22 protein-coding genes are annotated in these 18,816 nt (G+C 67.9%); 5 read left to right on the top strand and 17 right to left on the bottom strand.

Annotated elements, in window-relative coordinates; translation table 11 throughout:
- Positions 1–12 precede the first annotated feature (12 nt).
- A complete protein-coding gene (locus tag PVT71_RS06785; RefSeq protein WP_353473745.1) occupies positions 13–348 on the bottom strand; it encodes a DUF2794 domain-containing protein in 336 nt (111 codons plus the stop codon).
- A gap of 116 nt (positions 349–464) precedes the next feature.
- Positions 465–1,808: a dGTP triphosphohydrolase gene (gene dgt / locus PVT71_RS06790; RefSeq protein WP_353473746.1), complete on the bottom strand. Its 1,344-nt coding sequence runs from the start codon at positions 1,806–1,808 to the stop codon at positions 465–467.
- 334 nt (positions 1,809–2,142) lie between these two features.
- Between dgt and PVT71_RS06795 the strand changes: the two genes are divergently transcribed.
- Together PVT71_RS06795 and serA are read left to right on the top strand one after the other, a co-directional pair.
- A complete protein-coding gene (locus PVT71_RS06795; RefSeq protein WP_353473748.1) occupies positions 2,143–3,297 on the top strand; it encodes a phosphoserine transaminase in 1,155 nt (384 codons plus the stop codon).
- Between the two features lie 85 nt (positions 3,298–3,382).
- Positions 3,383–4,978 (top strand): phosphoglycerate dehydrogenase, encoded by a 1,596-nt coding sequence (gene serA, locus PVT71_RS06800; RefSeq protein ID WP_353473749.1) that lies wholly within the window; start codon positions 3,383–3,385, stop codon positions 4,976–4,978.
- Between the two features lie 78 nt (positions 4,979–5,056).
- On the opposite strand, the gene PVT71_RS06805 is transcribed toward serA, so the two are convergent.
- Positions 5,057–5,530 (bottom strand): DUF1203 domain-containing protein, encoded by a 474-nt coding sequence (locus PVT71_RS06805; protein WP_353473750.1) that lies wholly within the window; start codon positions 5,528–5,530, stop codon positions 5,057–5,059.
- Between the two features lie 164 nt (positions 5,531–5,694).
- Between PVT71_RS06805 and PVT71_RS06810 the strand changes: the two genes are divergently transcribed.
- On the top strand, positions 5,695–6,414 hold the full coding sequence (locus tag PVT71_RS06810) for a metallophosphoesterase (protein ID WP_353473751.1): 720 nt from the start codon (positions 5,695–5,697) through the stop codon (positions 6,412–6,414).
- Here the strand turns inward: PVT71_RS06810 and sulP are convergent.
- The 14 genes from sulP to ffh all read right to left on the bottom strand — a co-directional run bounded on the left by sulP (position 6,361) and on the right by ffh (position 16,981).
- The gene (sulP, locus tag PVT71_RS06815) at positions 6,361–8,118 is read right to left on the bottom strand and encodes a sulfate permease (RefSeq protein ID WP_353473752.1); all 1,758 of its coding nucleotides are present in this window, start codon (positions 8,116–8,118) and stop codon (positions 6,361–6,363) included. The two genes, PVT71_RS06810 and sulP, sit on opposite strands and share 54 nt — an antisense overlap.
- A 294-nt stretch (positions 8,119–8,412) precedes the next feature.
- On the bottom strand, positions 8,413–8,634 hold the full coding sequence (rpmE, locus tag PVT71_RS06820) for a 50S ribosomal protein L31 (RefSeq protein ID WP_353473753.1): 222 nt from the start codon (positions 8,632–8,634) through the stop codon (positions 8,413–8,415).
- A gap of 11 nt (positions 8,635–8,645) precedes the next feature.
- Positions 8,646–9,029: a 50S ribosomal protein L19 gene (gene rplS, locus PVT71_RS06825; protein ID WP_353473754.1), complete on the bottom strand. Its 384-nt coding sequence runs from the start codon at positions 9,027–9,029 to the stop codon at positions 8,646–8,648.
- A 357-nt stretch (positions 9,030–9,386) separates the two neighbouring features.
- Complete coding sequence (trmD, locus tag PVT71_RS06830; RefSeq protein WP_353473755.1) at positions 9,387–10,196, bottom strand: tRNA (guanosine(37)-N1)-methyltransferase TrmD; 810 nt, start codon at positions 10,194–10,196, stop codon at positions 9,387–9,389.
- Positions 10,197–10,292: 96 nt separating this feature from the next.
- On the bottom strand, positions 10,293–10,871 hold the full coding sequence (locus PVT71_RS06835; RefSeq protein ID WP_353473756.1) for a hypothetical protein: 579 nt from the start codon (positions 10,869–10,871) through the stop codon (positions 10,293–10,295).
- Positions 10,872–11,046: 175 nt separating this feature from the next.
- Positions 11,047–11,553: a ribosome maturation factor RimM gene (gene rimM, locus PVT71_RS06840; protein WP_353473757.1), complete on the bottom strand. Its 507-nt coding sequence runs from the start codon at positions 11,551–11,553 to the stop codon at positions 11,047–11,049.
- Positions 11,554–11,668: 115 nt separating this feature from the next.
- A complete protein-coding gene (locus tag PVT71_RS06845) occupies positions 11,669–12,511 on the bottom strand; it encodes a MipA/OmpV family protein (RefSeq protein WP_353473758.1) in 843 nt (280 codons plus the stop codon).
- A gap of 137 nt (positions 12,512–12,648) precedes the next feature.
- The gene (gene rpsP / locus PVT71_RS06850; protein ID WP_353473759.1) at positions 12,649–13,032 is read right to left on the bottom strand and encodes a 30S ribosomal protein S16; all 384 of its coding nucleotides are present in this window, start codon (positions 13,030–13,032) and stop codon (positions 12,649–12,651) included.
- Positions 13,033–13,078: 46 nt separating this feature from the next.
- A complete protein-coding gene (locus PVT71_RS06855) occupies positions 13,079–13,375 on the bottom strand; it encodes a chorismate mutase (protein WP_194135013.1) in 297 nt (98 codons plus the stop codon).
- Positions 13,376–13,485: 110 nt separating this feature from the next.
- Positions 13,486–14,136, bottom strand: a complete 651-nt coding sequence (locus tag PVT71_RS06860; protein WP_353473760.1) for a GNAT family N-acetyltransferase — start codon at positions 14,134–14,136, stop codon at positions 13,486–13,488.
- Positions 14,133–14,654 carry a GNAT family N-acetyltransferase gene (locus PVT71_RS06865; protein WP_353473761.1) on the bottom strand — a complete coding sequence of 174 codons (522 nt, stop codon included), beginning with the start codon at positions 14,652–14,654 and terminating at the stop codon, positions 14,133–14,135. Before PVT71_RS06865 ends, PVT71_RS06860 begins: the two co-directional genes overlap by 4 nt.
- The gene (locus PVT71_RS06870) at positions 14,651–15,181 is read right to left on the bottom strand and encodes a GNAT family N-acetyltransferase (protein ID WP_353473762.1); all 531 of its coding nucleotides are present in this window, start codon (positions 15,179–15,181) and stop codon (positions 14,651–14,653) included. The genes PVT71_RS06865 and PVT71_RS06870 overlap by 4 nt, the downstream gene beginning before the upstream one ends.
- Before the next feature lie 82 nt (positions 15,182–15,263).
- Complete coding sequence (locus tag PVT71_RS06875; RefSeq protein WP_353473763.1) at positions 15,264–15,470, bottom strand: hypothetical protein; 207 nt, start codon at positions 15,468–15,470, stop codon at positions 15,264–15,266.
- Complete coding sequence (gene ffh, locus PVT71_RS06880; protein WP_353473764.1) at positions 15,467–16,981, bottom strand: signal recognition particle protein; 1,515 nt, start codon at positions 16,979–16,981, stop codon at positions 15,467–15,469. The genes PVT71_RS06875 and ffh overlap by 4 nt, the downstream gene beginning before the upstream one ends.
- Before the next feature lie 500 nt (positions 16,982–17,481).
- Here ffh and PVT71_RS06885 point away from each other — a divergent pair, with 500 nt between their 5' ends.
- Both PVT71_RS06885 and PVT71_RS06890 read left to right on the top strand, forming a co-directional pair.
- Positions 17,482–17,715 carry a hypothetical protein gene (locus tag PVT71_RS06885; protein WP_353473766.1) on the top strand — a complete coding sequence of 78 codons (234 nt, stop codon included), beginning with the start codon at positions 17,482–17,484 and terminating at the stop codon, positions 17,713–17,715.
- 209 nt (positions 17,716–17,924) lie between these two features.
- Positions 17,925–18,806 carry a LysR family transcriptional regulator gene (locus tag PVT71_RS06890; protein WP_353473768.1) on the top strand — a complete coding sequence of 294 codons (882 nt, stop codon included), beginning with the start codon at positions 17,925–17,927 and terminating at the stop codon, positions 18,804–18,806.
- Positions 18,807–18,816 lie beyond the last annotated feature (10 nt).

Raw genomic sequence — 18,816 nt, forward strand, 5'->3', positions numbered from 1 at the left:
CGGTCCGCGCGGTCACTCGACCGCGCGGATCAGCTTGCGTTCGAGCACGCGCAGCACGGTCCTGAGATCGTGCCCGCGCTTGAGGACTTGCCCCTCCATCGTGATCACCGAGTATTCGCCCTGCCGCTGGCGCAGCTTGGGGCGTTTCTCGATGCGGTAGAGGGGATGTTCGGCGGTGCGTCGGAAAACCGAGAAGACCGCCACGTCCCTGAGCGAGGAAATCCCATAATCCCGCCATTCCCCGGCCGCCACCATGCGGCCATAGAGCGAGAGGATCACGTTCAGCTCGGTCCGGTGGAAGGCAACGATATCGCTGCCCTGTCCCGAAAAGGGTGTGAGGCTGTTCATTCCTCAAAGCTGCGCCCGATGGCGTCACAAATCAAGATCCCCGTCGCGATCCGAACGTGTAAGCCATTCTCCTGGGCGAAAATATCCCGGTGGAGAGAGGGGCGAGCGGGGCCGCCTCAGGTTCCCGACAGCATCCGCGAGACCGAGAGCGCGTAGCGGTCGGTCATGCCCGAGACGAAATCCGCCAGCCGGTGCAACGCCGCCTCGGGCCCGTCCATGTCGCGCAGGTCGAGCGACAGCGCGCGGGCGATCTGCGCCGGGTGTCCCTTCAGCGCCCCGGCGTCCCAGCCTGCCGCCGCCAGCGCCTCGTAGACCGGCAGCACCCCGTCCAGCACGTTGCGGATCACCTGCCGACCCGAGATCTCGAGCTCGGTCTTGCGGCGCGCGGTGAAGATGCGCTCCTGTGCCAGCGTGCCGATCCGCGCGAAGCCGTCGGCGCAGGCCGAGGCATCGACCAGCGCGGCCGAGAAGCTGCCGTCCATGATCGCGGCGTAGTTCTCGCGGAAGGCGACGACGCAGGCCTCGATGGCGCGGCCGATGGCCAGCGAGCGCAGCAGCGCGATGTGCTCGCTTCGGGTGTAGCCCGTCGTGTCGCGGTTGGGCCGCCCGGCCAGTTCGTTCAGCGCGTCGCGCACCACGTCGTAGGGCAGGTCGCCCGAGGCATGGGCATCCTCGAGATCGACGATGTTGTAGCAGATGTCATCCGCCGCCTCGACGACAAAGACCAGCGGATGCCGCCGCCACCAGCGCCCCGCGGACGTGTCCTCGAGCGGCAGGCCGCAGCCTCGCGCCACCTCGGCAAAGAGCGCCTCCTCGCCGGCGAACACGCCGAATTTCTTCAGCCCGGCGTAGCCCTTGCGCACCTCCCCGGGCAGGGCGGCGCGGGTCGCGGCGGTGGTGGGGTACTTCATGAAGGCGCCGAGCACGGCCTTCGACAGCCGCATCCCCCCGGCATTGCGGTACATCTCGAGCCGGGTGACGATCCGGAACCCCTGCGCATTGCCCTCGAAGGCGGTGAACTCTGGCCGCAGCACGGGATCGAGGTCGCCGCAAAGCCCGCGCCCCGCGTCGAAGCGCTCGGCGAACCAGGCGCCGATCGAGGCCTCGCCCGAGTGGCCGAAGGGCGGATTGCCGATGTCATGCGCGGCGCAGGCGGCCTGCACCACGTTGGCAAGGCTGTGATCCTCGTGCGGGCCGATCTCGCCGATGTCCATCAGCCAGTCGCCGATGTGCATCGCCAGCGAGCGCCCGACGCTGCCGACCTCGACCGAGTGGATCAGCCGGTGGTGGAGGTGGTCGTTCTCGTAGAGCGGATGCACCTGTGTCTTGTTCGCCAGCCGCCGGAACGGCGCGGAAAAGACGATCCGGTCGTGGTCCTGCACGAAGATCGACCGGTTGCGCCCCTCGGCATAGCCGGGATCGCTCAGCCGCTCGGCGCAAAGAAGGTCGGTCCACTGCATCGCTCTGTCCTCGTTCGGCCGCGCGGTCTGGCCCATGACCTAGCCGAGCGACAGGGCGGGGGAAAGGGCGGCGCCGCGCCCGAACCGCCTGCGCGGCGCAGCTATCGAGGGCGGAGGGCGCATGCCGGCATCGGGCGGATCCGGCGATTTCCACTGCTTTTCAGCGTGCCGCGATACGAAAGTTTCCGATCCGCTCCAGCCCGCGCAAGCATTCGTCGAAAAAGCGTCGTGATGGATGCATTTCACGGCTTGTCCGAATCCGCGGCCTCACATACATGCGGCAGCGGGACACCCTTCCCCAACGAAGGGCGACTATCTGTAAGGTTAGAGATACATGGCTAGACCACAACCGTCCGCGCGGCCGGCAAACCCGCGCTTTTCTTCCGGCCCCTGCGCCAAGATCCCCCATTTCTCGCTGGACATGCTGTCCGATGCCCCGCTCGGTCGTTCGCACCGCGCCAAGGTCGGCAAGGACAAGCTGAAGGCTGCCATCGAAGGCACCCGCGAGATCCTGAACATTCCCGCCGAGTACAAGATCGGCATCGTCCCCGCCTCGGATACCGGTGCGGTCGAGATGGCGATGTGGTCGATGCTCGGCGCCCGCAAGGCCGAGATGCTGGCCTGGGAATCCTTCGGTGCCGGCTGGGTCACCGACGTGGTGAAACAGCTCAAGATCGACGCCGAGGTGAAGACCGCCGACTACGGCCAGATCGTCGACCTCGCCACGGTGAACTTCGACAATGACGTCGTCTTCACTTGGAACGGCACCACTTCCGGCGTGCGCGTGCCGAACGGCGACGCGATCCCGGCGGACCGCGCCGGCATCACCATCTGCGACGCGACCTCGGCCGCCTTCGCGCAGGACCTGCCCTGGGACAAGCTCGACGTCACCACCTTCTCCTGGCAGAAGGTGATGGGCGGCGAAGCGGCGCACGGCATGATCGTCCTGTCGCCCCGCGCCGTCGAGCGTCTCGAGACCTACACCCCCGCCTGGCCGCTGCCGAAGATCTTCCGCATGACCAAGGGCGGCAAGCTGATCGACGGCATCTTCGTCGGCGAGACGATCAACACCCCGTCGATGCTGGCGGTCGAGGATTACCTCGTCGCGCTGGAGTGGGCGCGCAAGATCGGCGGCCTGAAGGCGCTGCAGGAACGCGCGGACACCAACGCCCGGGTGCTGTGGGACTTCTGCGACCGTCACGACTGGATCGCCAACCTCGCCGAGGACGCCGCGACCCGGTCGAACACCTCGGTGTGCCTGAAGTTCACCGACGACCGGATCAAGGACGGCGCGGCCTTCGCCAAGGCGGTGGCCAAGAAGCTCGAGACCTATCACGTCGCCTATGACATCGGCGCCTATCGCGACGCTCCGGCGGGCCTGCGCATCTGGTGCGGCGCCACGGTCGAGACCGCCGACATCGAGGCGCTGACGCTCTGGCTCCAGTGGGCCTTCGAGACCGAGATCGAGGCACAGGCCGAAACGGTCTGATCCCCACGCATTCGACGAAAATGCGGGACCGCACAGGCGGTCCCGTCTCTCCTCGCATCCAGATTTTCCCGAAAGGACCGCTGAAATGGCTCCCAAGGTTCTCATCTCCGACAAGCTTTCCGACGCCGCCGTGCAGATCTTCCGCGATCGCGGCATCGAGGTCGACTTCCGCCCCGAGCTGGGCAAGGACAAGGACGCGTTGGCCGCGGTGATCGGCGACTACGATGGTCTCGCCATCCGCTCGGCCACCAAGGTCACGCCCTCCATCCTCGAGAACGCGACCCGTCTGAAGGTTGTCGGCCGCGCCGGCATCGGCACCGACAACGTCGACAAGGAAGCCGCCTCGAAGAAAGGCGTGATCGTCATGAACACGCCCTTCGGCAACATGATCACCACCGCCGAGCACGCCATCGCGCTGATGTTCGCCGTGGCGCGCCAGCTGCCCGAGGCCTCGGCTTCGACCCATGCCGGCAAGTGGGAAAAGAACGCCTTCATGGGTGTCGAGCTGACCGGCAAGACCCTCGGCGTGATCGGCGCCGGCAACATCGGCGGCATCGTCTGCGACCGCGCCCGCGGCCTGAAAATGAAGGTCGTGGCCTATGACCCGTTCCTCGGCCAGGAGAAGGCCGACAAGATGGGCGTCGAGAAGGTCGAGCTGGACGAGCTGCTGGCCCGCGCCGACTTCATCACGCTGCACGTGCCGCTGACCGACCAGACCCGCAACATCCTCGGCCGCGAGAACCTCGCGAAGACCAAGAAGGGCGTGCGGATCATCAACTGCGCCCGCGGCGGCCTCGTCGACGAGGAAGCGCTGGCGGAACTGCTGAAGTCGGGCCACGTGGCCGGCGCGGCCTTCGACGTTTTCGCCGTCGAGCCCGCCACCGAGAACCCGCTCTTCAACCTGCCGAACGTGGTCTGCACCCCGCACCTCGGCGCCTCGACCACCGAAGCGCAGGAGAACGTGGCGCTGCAGGTTGCCGAGCAGATGGCCGACTACCTGCTGACCGGCGCCGTCACCAACGCGCTGAACATGCCGTCGGTGACCGCCGAGGAAGCCAAGGTCATGGGCCCGTGGATCAAGCTTGCCGGCCACCTCGGCAACTTCATCGGCCAGATGACCGACGAGGCGATCACCGCGATCAACATCCTCTATGACGGCTCCGTCGCCGAGATGAACCTGCCGGCGCTGAACTGCGCGCTGATCGCGGGCATCATGAAGACCATCTCGCCCGAGGTGAACATGGTCTCGGCCCCGGTGATCGCGAAGGAACGCGGCATCCAGATCTCGACCACCAACCAGGAGCAGTCGGGCGCCTTCGACGGCTACATCAAGGTGACCGTGGTGACCGAGAAGCGCGAGCGTTCGGTCGCGGGCACCGTCTTCTCGGACGGCAAGCCGCGCTTCATCCAGATCAAGGGCATCAACATCGAGGCCGAGGTGGGCGAGCACATGCTCTACACCACCAACCAGGACGTGCCGGGCATCATCGGCAAGCTGGGCTCGATGCTGGGCGACCACAAGGTGAACCTCGCGAACTTCACGCTGGGCCGCGCGTCGGCCGGTGGCGAGGCGATCGCCATCGCCTACCTCGACGAGGCGATCGACGAGGAGGTCGTGACCGCGCTGCGCGACACGGGCCTCTTCCAGCAGGTCAAGCCGCTGGAATTCGACGTGGTCTGAGGCCGGGTCCACAGGGAAGACAAGCGAAGGGCGCCTTTCGGGGCGCCCTTTCTGCATCTTGGTCCCGCGCTTTGGCGGTCACGCGGCGCGCACGATGCGCAGCTGGAAGCAGTTGTTCCGGGCCGAGCGCACGTCGACGAAGGCGATCTCTTCGCGGTCCAGAAGCGCGGCGGCATAGCCTTCCACCTCGTCCCTCGGCACGACCTTCCCGGTGCCGTAGCGGATGCGCTGGTCCGCCGTGTAGCCCTTCAGCAGGTAGTCGGGGCTCGAGGTCAGGATCGGAGGGATGCCGTCGCCCGACCACGCCGTGCAGTCCTCCGCGCAGAGGAAGATCGGCCCGGTCTCGGCGTAGGGTTGCAGCGCGTCGAAGGGCCGGTGCGCGAGGATCAGCATCTCGGCCCCCTCTGGTACGAAGCCGAGGCAGTGCCGGCACGGGTTGCCGGCGCCCTCGGAAGGCGCCTTCTCGGGCGGGTGGCCGTAGGCGTCGGGCCCGCCGTTTCGCAGCGCGGACACCGTGTCGCTCGGCAGCGGGAGGAACTTGATCTTTGCCATCTCGGGTCTCCTCTGGGGCATGGCTGCATGATCCCACCGGCGCAATTTCCCGCAATCCGGTTCCTGCGCTTAATGGACAGGACCCCGCGCAAGGCCCGTTTTGGCGAGCGCCCTTGCCTCCCACCGCCTTGCGGTCCAAGTAGACCCTGCGGAAAGGAATTCTCATGCTCCCCATTTTTGTTCTCGGCGACATCCACGGCCAGATCGACCGCCTGCACGACGCGCTCGACTACATCGCGAATGATGAGCACGCGGGGGCGCCGGTCGTCTTCCTCGGCGATTACGTCGATCGCGGCCCCGACTCCCGCGCGGTGATCGACCTGCTCATGCAGGGCCAGGCAGAGGGCAGGCCCTGGACCTGCCTGATGGGCAACCACGACCGCTTCCTGCTGCGCTTCCTCGCGAACCCGCGCTACATGGATCCCAACGTCTCGCGCCCGCTGCTCTGGACCGATCCGCCGCTCGGGGGCGCGCGGACGCTGGCCTCCTACGGGGTGGACGTGAGCGAGGGCAGGGCGATCGAGGACATCCATGCCGACGCGCTCGAGGCGATCCCGCAGGCGCACCGCGACTGGATCGCCAACCTGCCGCGCGTGCACGAGACCGAGGAGCACATCTTCGTCCATGCCGGGCTGCGGCCGGGCGTGCTGCTGAACTACCAGAAGGAGGATGACCTGGTGTGGATCCGCGCGCCCTTCCTCGACTGGCAGGGCGACTGGGGGCGGCTGGTGGTGCACGGGCACACGGCGCTGGACCTGCCGCAGCTCTACCGGAACCGGCTCAACATGGATGGCGGAGCGGGCTACGGGCGCCCGCTCTACCCGGGTCTGCTACTGGGCCGCGAGGCTTTCCTGCTGGGTCCCATGGGCCGCGTCCGCCTTTAGCGCGCACCAGGCCTCGTACTGCGACAGGAAGACTTTGCCCGACAGCTCGTGCAGGAAGTGCGAGCGCTTCAGCCGGTCCATGACCGGGCCTTTGACTTCGGTCAGGTGCAGGGTGATGCCCTGCTCCGACAGTCGCCGGTTGATCTCTTCCAGCGTCTCGAGCGCGCTCATGTCGACCTCGTTCACCGCGGGGAACATCAGCACCACGTGGCGCAGGTTCTCGCATTCGGCGGCGCGGCCAAGCACGTATTCCTCGAGGAAGCGCGCGTTGACGAAGTAGAGGCTCTCGTCCACCCGCAGCGTCAGCACGCCGGGCAGGGTCTCGACCTCGTGGCGCAGCACGTTGCGGAAGTGATGCGTGCCCGGCACCAGCCCGACCTCGGCCACATGCGGCTTCGAGGTCTTGTAGAGGTGCAGCAGGATCGACAGCAGCACCCCCGCCGAGACGCCGACCTCGACCCCCACCAGCAGGGTCAGCACGATGGTCGCGCTGACGGCGGTGAAGTCGACCTTGGAATAGGTCCAGGTCTTCCTGAGGATCGAGAAGTCGACGAGGCTCAGCACGGCGACGATGATGGTCGCGGCGAGCGTGGCCTTCGGCAGGAAGAAGAGGAGGGGGGTCAGCACCAGCGTCGCAAGCCCGATGCCGAGCGCGGTATAGGCGCCCGCCGCCGGGGTCTCGGCGCCTGCGTCGAAGTTCACCACCGAGCGCGAGAAGCCGCCGGTGACCGGGAAGCCGCCCGAGAGCGCCGAGCCGATGTTCGAGGCGCCAAGGCCGATCAGTTCCTGGTCCGGGTCGATGCGCTGGCGGCGCTTGGCGGCGAGGGTCTGCGCCACCGAGACCGATTCCACGAAGCCGATGATCGAGATGAGGATCGCCGGCATCAGCAGCGTCTTCCACATCGTCAGGTCGAAGGACGGCGCCGAGAGCGGCGGCAGGCCCATGGGCACCTCGCCCACCACCTTCACACCCATCTCGTTCAGTCCCAGTCCCCAGGTCAGCAGGGTGGTCACGGCGACGGCGGCCACGGGCCCCGCCTTGGCGAGGATGTCGGCCATGCGCGGGCCAAGACCCATCCTGCGCAGCAGCGGCTTCAGCCCCTTGCGCACCCAGAAGAGGAAGCCGGTGGCGGCGACACCGATCGCCAGCGTGATGAGGTTGGTCTCGGGCAGGTGCGCGACCAGCGAGCCGACAAGGTCGAGCAGCGTGTTTCCGTCGGCGTTGATCCCGAAGATGTGCTTCAGCTGCGAGGCGGCGATGAGCACGCCGGAGGCGGTGATGAAGCCCGCGATCACCGGGTGGCTGAGGAAGTTGGCCAGAAAGCCGAGTCGAAGCACGCCGATCGCCACGAGGAAGACGCCCGAGATGAATGCCAGCGTGACGGCGGCGAGAGCGATCTGCGCCGGATCGCTCAGCCCGAGCTGCCCGATGGCCGCGGCGGTCATCAGCGAGACCACGGCCACGGGTCCCACGGCGAGCGCCCGGCTGGTGCCGAAGATCGCGTAGGCCACCAGCGGCAGGATCGAGGCGTAGAGCCCCATCTCGGCGGGCAGCCCCGCGAGCAGCGCATAGGCCAGCGACTGCGGGATCAGCATGATGGTCACGATCACCGCGGCGACGACATCCGAGGTGGCGGTGTCGCGGTTGTAGCTGCGGGCCCAGTCGAGGATCGGCAGGTAGCGGGTCAGGCGGGAGAGCTGCATTGGGCAAGGTCCTGAGTTGCGCGTGCCCCGGCGGGAGTCGGGGTTTGTGCTCTATATATTCCAAAAAGAGAATTTGTGAAGGGCGAAACTCATGTTCCCTGCGATTCCCCAGTGGCGGAACGATGTCCGCTCAACGGGGCTGTTTCCAGAAAAATGTCTTTGAAAATGGTGGATGCCTGCGCCGCTCCTTTCGAGCCCTATCGCCCGAAAGGGGAGTTGCTCGCGAGGGCCGTGCCTCAAAAGAAAAACGCCGCCCCGAGGGACGGCGTTTTCCGAAATCCGGAAGGGATGGGATCAGAAGCCCAGGCCTTCGTATTTCTTCTTGAACTTCGACACGCGGCCGCCGGCGTCCATGAGGCGCGACGAGCCACCGGTCCATGCCGGGTGCACGGTCGGGTCGATGTCGAGGGACATCTGGTCGCCTTCCTTGCCCCAGGTGGAACGGGTCTGGTAGATGGTGCCGTCGGTCATCTTGACGTCGATGACGTGATAATCGGGGTGAATGCCCTTTTTCATGACATCTCTCCTTATGCGTCGGCGCCGGCGAGCGGCTTGTAGTTGGTCTGCTCCACGATACGGGCCGATTTGCCGCGACGCGAACGCAGGTAATAGAGCTTGGCGCGACGGACTTTACCGCGGCGCACCACCTCGATCGAATCGATGTTGGTGGAGTAGAGCGGGAAGACGCGCTCGACGCCCTCGCCGAAGGAAATCTTGCGGACGGTGAACGAGCCGGCGATGCCCTTGCCGTTCTTACGGCTGATGCAGACGCCTTCGTAGTTCTGCACGCGGGTACGCGTACCTTCGGTCACCTTGTAGCCGACGCGAATGGTGTCGCCGGGCTTGAAGTCGGGGATCTCTTTCCCCAGGGCGGCAATCTGTTCCGCCTCGAGCTGTGCGATCAGATCCATCTGACCTTCTCCTATCTGCTCACGGTTTTTTCCGTGAAGGTGTCGCGTTTTCAGAGCTCCGCGTCTTCGTTCGGGTTCGCCGTGGCGCCCGCCGGAGGTGACAACATCTTTGGCCTTCCGATCAGCCGGGCCTTTCGACCCGAGGCTGCGTCCGGACCGGTCGGGCCGCGCCGAAGAAACGCGGGAGGCGGGAACGGACGAATCCACGAGCGCCGGGAGGCGTCGAGGACTGGCGCCGTATAGGCGGGGAATGCGTCTGGATCAAGGGAAAACTGCCGATCCGGCAGGGGGCGCAGGAGGCGGACAGCCTGCCCCTCGCGCTTCCCGGATGCTTGGGCCCGTAAGGCAGGCGGGCGGTCAGCCCTTGCCGGGGTCCTTGCTCTGAAGATGCGCCTGCCAGAGATCGGGACGGCGGGTGCGGGTGATCTCCTCGGACTGGGCGCGGCGCCAGCTGTCGATCGCCGCGTGGTTGCCCGAAAGCAGCACGTCGGGGATGCGGCGGCCCTGCCATTCGGCGGGGCGGGTGTATTGCGGATGCTCGAGCATCCCGTGCGAGAAGCTCTCCTCCTCGGTCGAGGAGGCGTTGCCGAGCACGCCGGGGATCAGCCGGATGGTGGCGTCGAGCAGCATCTGCGCGGCGATCTCGCCGCCGGTGAGGACGAAATCGCCGAGCGAGACCTCGAGGATCCGGTAATGGTCGATGACCCGCTGGTCGAGCCCCTCGAAGCGGCCGCAGATCAGCGTGACCCCGGGCTCCTGCGCGAGGCGCTGCGCCATCTGCTGGTCGAAGCGGCGGCCGCGCGGGCTGAGGTAGATCAGCGGCGCGCGGGCGGGCATCCGGGCGCGGGCGTGCTCGATGGCCTGTCCCATCACGTCGGGGCGCAGCACCATGCCGGCGCCGCCGCCGGCGGGCGTGTCGTCGACGTTGCGGTGCCGGCCCTCGCCGAACTCGCGCAGCGAGACGGTGCTGAGCTGCCAGAGCCCGTCCTGCAGCGCCCGCCCGGTCAGCGAGTGGCCGAGCACGCCGGGGAAGGCGTCGGGCAGCAGGGTGATCACCTGCGCCTGGAAGGCACGGGCGAGCTCCGGTGTCTCGGTCATCAGCTCTCGGGGGGTGAGGCTGGGGCGGATGGTCTTGCGGCCTGCGGCGCGCTGCGGGGTATCGGTCATGGCGGGTGTCCTTGTCCCGCCCCGTCTAGCGGCGGAGCGCGCCCGGCTCAAGCCATGGCGTGGACACACGCGCGGGTCGGCTCACGGCGCGGGGACTCAGGCGCTGCGGGCAAGCGGCAGCGCGGCGGCATGGTCGGCGGCGATCTGCGTCACGCGGTCGTGCAGGGTCAGCACCATGTCCGGCAGACGGAAGCAGCGCGCCAGCCCGCCCGCCCGCTCGGGCGTCGCCCGCAGCAGGGTGACCAGCAGCCAGAACTCGGCGAGGTCGCGCGCCGAGAGGTCATCGGCATCGCGGGCCCCCTGGAAGGAGAGGCTGCGTTCGAGGATGCGGCGGATGGCGTAGTCCGGGCTTTCGGGCAGGCCGTCCCGCGGCGCCGGGCTCACCAGCAGCCGCGCGAGCTCGGTGCGCATCTGCCGGTGCGGTGGCAGCGGCAGCGGCGGCTGGCGCAGGGCGCGGCGGGTCAGGAAGACCGGGCGCGAGGCGCGGTGCCGCCGCAGCGTCGCGCGCGTGGCAAGCAGCGCCAGCAGGCCGAGCAGCCAGAGCGCGGCGAGCAGGAACGGCCCGTCGGGGCCGAGCAGCGGAGCGCCGACGGCAAGGCAGAGGATCGCGGCGAGAGACAGGAGGAGGAGAGGCGCATACTGCGCCCGGAGGCAAACTCGCAAAACCGAAAACACTGAACCGACCTCGGGTCAAAAGACTGGTTCGACACTAGCACGGCCCGGCCGGAGCTGGGAGAAAATCAGGAAATCCCGCAAGTTTGTTGCCCGGCTTCGGGCAATCCTGCGCATCGCGCGATCTCGTTTCCGGGGCGCGCGAAGTCTCGGCCTGTGGTTGTGCCGCGGGGCGGCGTCAGTCCAGCAGCCCCTCGGGCGGATCGGCGATGATCCTTCCCGACGCGAGGTCCACGGTGGGGACCACGGCGCGGGTGAAGGGCAGAAGGACGGTGCCCGAGGTGCCGGGCACGATCAGCTCGAGCAGGTCCGAGGCGCCGTGGTTGAGCACCGCCTTGACCTTGCCGATCTCGGCGCCGCCGGTGTCGAGCACCGTGAGCCCGATCAGGTCGGTGTAGTAATACTCGTCGTCGGGCAGGTCGGGCAGCCGGTCGCGCGGCGCGAAGAGCTGCAGCCCCTTCAGCGCGTCGGCCTCTTCCTTGGTGCGCACGCCCGAGAGCCGCGCGGCGAAGCCACCCTTGAGCGGCCGGGTGATCTGCAGCTCGAAGCTGCGGCTGCCGTCCTCGGAGGTGAGCGGGGCGTAGTCGGCGATGGCCTCGGGCTCCGCCGTGTAGCTCTTGAGCCGCACCTCGCCATGCACGCCGAAGGCGCCGCCCAGCACGCCGACACAGATCATCTCGTCCACTTCGATGCGTCTCCCATCACTGCACAGGCCCGGCACGCGGGCGCGACAGCTGCGCGCGGACCCGGTGAGCGCCGGGATAGCGCGACCGGGCCGGGTATTGCAATCGCCGAGAGGCTCAGAAGCGCAGGTTGAAGACCCGGGTCACGCCGATGCGGAAGCGCCACTGGTCGTTGTCGCCGGTGTCGACGATCGGGCTGTCGGCGGCGTCGCCCTGCAGGTTGTCCCAGTTGAGCGCGCTCTCGACGCCCCAGACATCGTTGATCCGGTAGCGCGCGCCGAGCTCGATGCCGGCGCTGATCAGCCCGCCCTCGGGGTTGTAGGCGGGCAGGTCCGGCGTCGCCTCGTCCGGCCCGACGCCGGAATAGGTGTCGATGAACTCGTCGTTGGCCCAGATGAAGCGCGGGCCGACGGTCAGGCGCCAGCGGTCGTCGGGGCGGGCGACGTAGTCGATGCCGACCGAGCCGACGTAGCCCTCGTGCCCGCCGAAGCCGCGGCGGATGTCGGCGAAGGCCTCGTAGCCCGGGCCGATGTAGCCGAGGCCGAAGCCGATCTCGTAGCTCGGGTCGATGTCGTGCAGGCTCTCGAGGTCGGGATCCTTGCTGGCGTCGCGCTCGCCGAGGTAGCGGAACGAGCCGCGGAAGTCCCAGCCGTAATTCTCTGCCCAGGGATCGGTCTCGCCGAACTCGGGCAGGCCGCGCATCCGCAGGTGGCGGAAGCGGAAGCCGATGTCGGGGCCGACGTCATACTCGTCCGAGCCGAAGAACTTCGGCTGGGTGGCGACGCCGCCGCGCAGGGCGAAGGTGAGGATGTTGCCGGGCGACTGGGTCGAGGTGACCGGCTGCGCCGCGGTCGCGCCGTCGCTCATCGTCTCGGGCGTGGCGAACTCCTGCGCGAGGGCGGGCCCCGCGAGAAGCGCGGCCGCAAGCGGCAGGTGGGCAAGGCGGCGGAGCAGCGGCATGGCAGAAATCCCGGTGTTCGCAAGGCAGTACCGGGGTCATGGTAGGCCGTCGGCGCAAGTTATCCAAGCGTCAACCAAAAAGGGTGCGCAGGATCTCTCCTGCGCACCCCTGATTGTGGCAATGATGCCGCGGAGAATTACTCTGCGGAGCCCTCTGCCGGTGCTGCTGCGGCCTCTGCGGCGGCTGCGGCTTTTGCTGCCTTGGCTTCGGCGCGCTCGGTGGCTGCCTTGCCCGGGACGGCTTTCTTGGGGTTGTTGCGCTCTTTCTTCGCGACAACGCCGGCGGCTTCCAGGAAGCGTGCGACGCGGTCGGTCGGCTGGGCGCCCTGCGACATCCAGTACTGGGCGCGCTCGACGTCCATGATCACGCGGCGCTCGTCGTCCTTGGCGAGCAGCGGGTTGTAGGTGCCCAGCTTCTCGATGAAGCGGCCGTCACGCGGCATGCGCGAGTCGGATGCGACGATTGCGTAGTGGGGGCGCTTCTTCGAGCCACCGCGGGCGAGACGGATTTTCATGGCCATTGGGGTATCTCCTTAAAAATGGCGGTTTTTGACGGGCAAAGCCCTGTCAGGATTGGTGTTTTTCGTGGTGCTTGATGACTTCCTGAATGATGAAGTTCAGGAATTTCTCGGCGAAGGCCGGATCGAGATCCGCTTTCTCCGCCAGGTCCTTGAGCCGCGCGATCTGCTGCTCTTCACGCGCGGGGTCGGAGGGGGGCAGGTCGTGGGTGGCCTTGAGCACCCCCACGGACTGCGTGTGCTTGAACCGCTCGGCGAGGGTGAACACGAGGATCGCGTCCAGCCGGTCGATGCTTTCGCGGTGTTCTTTCAGAAGGTCTGCGGCGCGGGCGGCGGGATCACTCATGCTCGGCTCCTTTGAACAAAAAAGAGGGGGCACACTCCATGCACGTCCCATGCACACCACATGCACGGGAGGCGGCAGGAACCGCGCGCCGGGACTTGGAGGAGACGGCTTCAGTCAACGGCCCATCCCTTCGGCTTGAAGAGGGGATCGATGTAGTTGGCGATCTCCATGTCGATGCCATGCGCGAGCTGGCTGCCGCGCAGCGCCGCGGGCGCCGGGTGGCGGTAGACGGCGTCGCTGCCATCGACGGTTGCGGCCGCGGGGTCCTTGCGGGCTCCGAGCCGTTCGGCAAGACGGATGGAATCGAGGTTCTTGGGGTCGATGTAGCTGACCGCCCCCTGCCATCCGGCCTCGTCGTAGAAATACCGGCGCACCCGGTGCGTGGCCTCGAGCGCGTAGCCCTTGCCGCCGCGGTCCGGCCAGATGATCCAGGCGATCTCGCGCTCGGGCCATTTCGCCGGGAACCAGCCGCCGGCCATGCCGACGGTCTCGCCGGTCGCCTTGAGGTGGATCATCCACATGCCGAAGCCGCGGATCTGCCAGTGGCCGATCTCGGCGGCGTAGAGCATCCACGCCTCGTAGGCGTTGAGCGGCCCGCCCATGAAGCGCGAGCGGTAGGAGGCGAAGGTGGCCTTGAAGTCCGGGTAGTCCCCGGCCTTCGGCGCGCGCAGCACCAGCCGGGCCGTTTCCAGCTCGGGAATGCCCTGCAGCACGGCTGCGGGAACCGCCGCGGCGGCCTGGGTGTGCAGCGCGAGGCTCATGCGTCCCCCCCGGCGATCTGCGGGTGGCGGTAGATATGCGCGATCTGGCCCATCACCATCTCCTCGCGCTCGAACCGCGCGCCGAGGCGCAGCGCCAGCGCCCGCGAGCGGTCGTTGCCGGGATCGACGAGGCTGATGAGCCGGGTCAGGCCGAAGTGCCGCGCGGCGGCGGCGCGCGCGGCGGAGGCGGCCTCGTAAGCGTAGCCGCGGCCCTCGAACTGCGTGAAGATCGAGTAGGCGAGCTCGGGCTCGGGCCATTCGATGTGGTTCAGCGGGCCGGTGAAGCCGCACATCTCGCCGCTGTCGCGGTCGATCACGTGCCAGATGCCGTAGCCGCGGATCTGCCAGTGGCCGGCACCGCGCAGCAGGGTGCGCCAGACGTGGCTGCGGTCGACCGGGCCGCCGACGAAGCGCGAGCGCGGCTCGGCGTAGAAGGCGCACATCGCGTCGAGATCCTCGAAGCGCGGGGCGCGCAGGACCAGCCGCTCGGTCTCGATCACCGGAATCTCGACGCTCATGCCAGCACCTCCTCGGCGGGAGGGTGGCGATAGAGCATGTCCTCGCCCATGTGGTAGTTGGTGTAGGTGCGCTCGTAGACCGCGCCGAGCCGTTCGGCCAGCGCGACGGAGCGGGTGTTGCCCGGCACGATGTTCGAGGTCAGCGTGGTGAAGCCGAGATCCTCGTAGGCGTAGCGGCGCACGCGCAGCGCCGCCTCGGTGGCGATGCCCTTGCCCTCGAAGCCCTCGAAGACCACCCAGCCGATTTCCGGCTCGGGCCAGCCCTCGGGGTTCCAGATGCCGCAGATGCCGGCGGGCTTGCCGCTGGCCCGGTCCTCGATGGTGAAATAGCCGTAGCCGCGCAGGTGCCAGTGGCCGACGTTGAGCGCGAACCAGCGCCAGGCGTCGCCGCGGTGGTCGTAGCCGCCGAAACCGTCGGCCCGCTCGCGGTCGAGCAGGAAGGCAATCATGGCTTCAGCGTCGCCGGCCTCGGGGCCGCGCAGGATCAGGCGCTCGGTGTCGAGACGGGGGGCGTTGACGAGGCTCATGCGGCGCCTCCGGAGGTCGGGCAAAAGCCTTCGAAGGCTTTTGCAAATCCCTTCGAAGGGATTTGGATCGGGCTGCGCGGGCTCATGCGTAGGCCTCCACGCCGCCGTCCGAATCCTCGTCCGGTGCGCCGTAGCGCGCGAAGGGGTCAGCCGCGGCGCCGGTGGCGGCCTCGGGATGCGAGTATTTGGGGAAAGATGAAAGGCGCACGCCCTCGGCGCCGGCCGCCTCGGGGGCGGTCGGGTCGCGCAGCTCGGAAGGCTGCAGGGGGAGGGCGTGCGCGCGGATCATTTCTTCTTGCCGAAGCCGCCGAGGCCCGGGGGCAGGGCGCTGCCGCCGAGACCGGGCAGGCCGCCGAGGCCACCGGGCAGCTTGCCGCCCATCGCCTTGGCCGCGGCCTCGATCTGCTTGGGGTCCATCTGCGACGGGTCCATGCCCTCGGGCATGCCGCCCTTGCCGAACATGCCCTTCATGGCCTGCTTCAGCATGCCGCCTTTGCCCATCTTGCCGATCTTCTTCATCATGTCGGACATCTGGCGCTGCATCTTCAGCAGCTTGTTCAGATCCGCCACGTCCATGCCGGCGCCGGTCGCGATGCGCTTCTTGCGCGAGGCCTGCAGGAGCTGCGGGTTGGCGCGCTCCTTCTTGGTCATCGAGTTGATGAGGGCGATCTGCTGGCGCAGGACGCGGTCGTCGAGACCGGCCTCGTCCATCTGCTTGGCCATCTTGGCGGCGCCCGGCATCATCTGCATCATGCCCTGCAGGCCGCCCATCTTCATCATCTGCTCGAGCTGCATCTTCAGGTCGTTCATGTTGAACTGACCCTTCTGGAAGCGCTTCATCATGCGCTCGGCCTGCTCGGCCTCGAGCGTCTGCTGCGCCTTCTCGACCAGCGCGACGATGTCGCCCATGCCGAGGATGCGGCCGGCGACGCGCTCGGGCTCGAAGGTCTCGAGCGCGTCCATCTTCTCGCCGAGGCCGACGAACTTGATCGGCTTGCCGGTGATGGCGCGCATCGAGAGCGCGGCGCCGCCGCGGCCGTCGCCGTCCATCCGGGTCAGCACCACGCCCGAGACGCCGATCTTGTCGTCGAACTCGGTGGCGACGTTGACCGCGTCCTGGCCGGTGAGGCCGTCGACCACCAGCAGCGTCTCGCGCGGGTTGACCACGTCGCGCACGTCGGCGGCCTGCTGGATCAGCTCGGCGTCGATGTGCAGGCGGCCGGCGGTGTCGAGCATGTAGACGTCGTAGCCGCCGAGGCTGGCCTGGGTCCTGGCGCGTTTCGCGATGGCGACCGGGTCCTCGCCCTTGACGATCGGCAGCGTGTCGACGCCGATCTGCTGGCCGAGGATCTGCAGCTGCTCCATGGCCGCCGGGCGGTTCACGTCGAGCGAGGCCATCAGCACCTTCTTGCGGTCGCGCTCCTTGAGGCGCTTGGCAAGCTTGGCGGTGGTGGTGGTCTTGCCCGAGCCCTGCAGGCCGACCATGAGAATCGGCGCGGGCGCGTTGTCGATGCGCAGCGCGCCGGGCTCGCCCTCGCCGGCGAGGGTGGCGATCAGCTCGTCATGGACGATCTTCACCACCTGCTGTCCGGGGGTCACCGAGCGGGTGACGGCGGAGCCGGTGGCCTTCTTCTCGACCGCCTTGATGAACTGGCGCGCCACCGGCAGCGAGACGTCGGCCTCGAGCAGGGCGACGCGGACCTCGCGCAGGGCGGTGCGGACGTCGTCCTCGGAGAGGGCGCCCTGCTTGGTGAGGCGGTCGAAGACGCCGCCGAGGCGTTCGGAAAGAGATTCGAACATGGGCCGTCGGGCTCCTTCTTCTCTGGTCCGTATCTGTGTGCAGACCCGAAGATGGGGGCCGCGCGGCGTGGAATCAAACATGACGCCGGGAGCGCGTGGTCCTTGCCGGGCCCATGGGACAATGCGAAAACGCCTCCGTGGGCGCAACGCGCTGACGGAGGGCGATCCCGGGCATTGGCCCAAGGGACCGGAAGCAGAGGGACTCCCGGTGGATTGCGCGCGATGTACGCCCGTGGGGCCCGGGAGTCAAGTTCGGGCCGGAATCGGTGCGGAAACGGGCGGAACGCGGGGGCCGGGACGGGCGCGCGCGGAGGTTGAGCGGGGGCCGAGCGGGCAATGGTCGGGGGCGGGACGCTGCGGCAGCGCCCGATGTGTTTGCAATTTGGGCACAGATCCGCTTGATGCACGCGGAAGTAGCGTATTTTCTCATTTAATTCTGGCCCGATGGCCGGAATGACGCTATGTCAGAGACTGAAGACGCTCATTTGATAGGTGCGAATATGAAAATCAAAGATCTCTTTGCTTCCGTCGCCATTGTCTCGATGGTCAGTGCATCGGCAGCATTCGCAGGTTCGCTCGAAGCAACCGTCGAAGAAGATGACCCCTATGCAGTGGTTCCGGTTGCCACCCCGTCCAGCGGCGCAGCCCTGGCAGTGGCCGGTGGCCTCGCAGCGCTCGCGCTGATCGCGGCCGCGTCGGACGACGACGATTCGAGCTCGGACAGCTCCGACTGATCCACTCGGACAGAGGTCTGCGCCAAGGCGCAGCTTGATCAACGCCCGGCCTAGGCCGGGCGTTCGTCTTTTCCGGGTGGCGGTTCCAGGCGGCGGTTCCGGGCGGCGCCTCGGGCAGGGCCCGGGGCAAGCGGGGCGCAAGAGCTTGCATTCCCCGGCGTCTTCGCGCTTTCTGGCCCGGAGTTTGAGCCCGGACGCAGGAGAGGCCGATGGACAACTGGGACGAGATTCGCACCGCCTATCACGTGGCGCGGCTGGGAACCGTCAGCGGCGCCGCCGAGGTTCTGGGCGTGCACCATGCCACGGTGATCCGGCACATCGACGCGCTCGAGGCGCGACTCGGGGTGAAGCTGTTCCAGCGCCACGCGCGCGGCTACACGCCGACCGAGGCGGGCAGCGACCTGTCGCGGGTGGCGCAATGCACCGATGACCAGTTCCAGCAGCTCGTCGGCCGGATCAAGGGCCGGGGCGAGGCGGTCTCGGGCGAGCTTCTCGTCACCTCGCTGGTGAATTTCTCGACCCTGATGATCGGCGCGCTGACCTCGTTCCGCGAGGCCTATCCCGAGGTGACGGTGCGCTATCTCACCGGCGCGCGGCTGTTCCGGCTGGAATATGGCGAGGCGCATGTGGCGCTGCGCGCCGGGGCCGCGCCGCAGGAGCCGGACAACGTGGTGCAGCCCTTCGACCGCCAGTCGGTCGCGCTTTACGCCGCGAAGTCCTACATCGCCCGGAAGGGGATGCCGAAGGGCGTGCCGGAGCTGGCGACGCATGACTTCGTCGGCTTCGAGGATCTCGACTCGCGCGCGCCCTCGAACCGCTGGATGAAGGCCAACGTGCCGCAGGAGCGCATCGTCTTCCGCACCTCGGACGACCGGGTGCAGCTGCAGGCGATCCGCGCCGGGGCGGGCATGGGCTTCATGTCGGTGACCGAGGGCGAATCCGATCCCGAGCTGGTGCAGGTGCTGCCGCCGCAGGAGGACTGGTCCTCGCCGCTGTGGCTGGTGACCCACGTCGACCTGCACCGCACGCCGAAGGTGCAGGCCTTCCTCAAGCACCTGAAGTCCTATGCCGCGGAGCAGGACCTGGCGTGACATCGACCGA

The organism is Salipiger sp. H15 (assembly GCF_040409955.1).
In the GTDB taxonomy this organism is placed as follows: domain Bacteria; phylum Pseudomonadota; class Alphaproteobacteria; order Rhodobacterales; family Rhodobacteraceae; genus Salipiger.

What these genes read in the sequence shown, in the direction of transcription:
- PVT71_RS06785 (WP_353473745.1), bottom strand. Translation starts at nt 348, where the DNA reads ATGAACAGCCTCACACCCTTTTCGGGACAGGGCAGCGATATCGTTGCC.
- dgt (WP_353473746.1), bottom strand. Translation starts at nt 1,808, where the DNA reads ATGCAGTGGACCGACCTTCTTTGCGCCGAGCGGCTGAGCGATCCCGGC.
- PVT71_RS06795 (WP_353473748.1), top strand. Translation starts at nt 2,143, where the DNA reads ATGGCTAGACCACAACCGTCCGCGCGGCCGGCAAACCCGCGCTTTTCT.
- serA (WP_353473749.1), top strand. Translation starts at nt 3,383, where the DNA reads ATGGCTCCCAAGGTTCTCATCTCCGACAAGCTTTCCGACGCCGCCGTG.
- PVT71_RS06805 (WP_353473750.1), bottom strand. Translation starts at nt 5,530, where the DNA reads ATGGCAAAGATCAAGTTCCTCCCGCTGCCGAGCGACACGGTGTCCGCG.
- PVT71_RS06810 (WP_353473751.1), top strand. Translation starts at nt 5,695, where the DNA reads ATGCTCCCCATTTTTGTTCTCGGCGACATCCACGGCCAGATCGACCGC.
- sulP (WP_353473752.1), bottom strand. Translation starts at nt 8,118, where the DNA reads ATGCAGCTCTCCCGCCTGACCCGCTACCTGCCGATCCTCGACTGGGCC.
- rpmE (WP_353473753.1), bottom strand. Translation starts at nt 8,634, where the DNA reads ATGAAAAAGGGCATTCACCCCGATTATCACGTCATCGACGTCAAGATG.
- rplS (WP_353473754.1), bottom strand. Translation starts at nt 9,029, where the DNA reads ATGGATCTGATCGCACAGCTCGAGGCGGAACAGATTGCCGCCCTGGGG.
- trmD (WP_353473755.1), bottom strand. Translation starts at nt 10,196, where the DNA reads ATGACCGATACCCCGCAGCGCGCCGCAGGCCGCAAGACCATCCGCCCC.
- PVT71_RS06845 (WP_353473758.1), bottom strand. Translation starts at nt 12,511, where the DNA reads ATGCCGCTGCTCCGCCGCCTTGCCCACCTGCCGCTTGCGGCCGCGCTT.
- rpsP (WP_353473759.1), bottom strand. Translation starts at nt 13,032, where the DNA reads ATGGCCATGAAAATCCGTCTCGCCCGCGGTGGCTCGAAGAAGCGCCCC.
- PVT71_RS06855 (WP_194135013.1), bottom strand. Translation starts at nt 13,375, where the DNA reads ATGAGTGATCCCGCCGCCCGCGCCGCAGACCTTCTGAAAGAACACCGC.
- PVT71_RS06860 (WP_353473760.1), bottom strand. Translation starts at nt 14,136, where the DNA reads ATGAGCCTCGCGCTGCACACCCAGGCCGCCGCGGCGGTTCCCGCAGCC.
- PVT71_RS06865 (WP_353473761.1), bottom strand. Translation starts at nt 14,654, where the DNA reads ATGAGCGTCGAGATTCCGGTGATCGAGACCGAGCGGCTGGTCCTGCGC.
- PVT71_RS06870 (WP_353473762.1), bottom strand. Translation starts at nt 15,181, where the DNA reads ATGAGCCTCGTCAACGCCCCCCGTCTCGACACCGAGCGCCTGATCCTG.
- PVT71_RS06875 (WP_353473763.1), bottom strand. Translation starts at nt 15,470, where the DNA reads ATGATCCGCGCGCACGCCCTCCCCCTGCAGCCTTCCGAGCTGCGCGAC.
- ffh (WP_353473764.1), bottom strand. Translation starts at nt 16,981, where the DNA reads ATGTTCGAATCTCTTTCCGAACGCCTCGGCGGCGTCTTCGACCGCCTC.
- PVT71_RS06885 (WP_353473766.1), top strand. Translation starts at nt 17,482, where the DNA reads ATGAAAATCAAAGATCTCTTTGCTTCCGTCGCCATTGTCTCGATGGTC.
- PVT71_RS06890 (WP_353473768.1), top strand. Translation starts at nt 17,925, where the DNA reads ATGGACAACTGGGACGAGATTCGCACCGCCTATCACGTGGCGCGGCTG.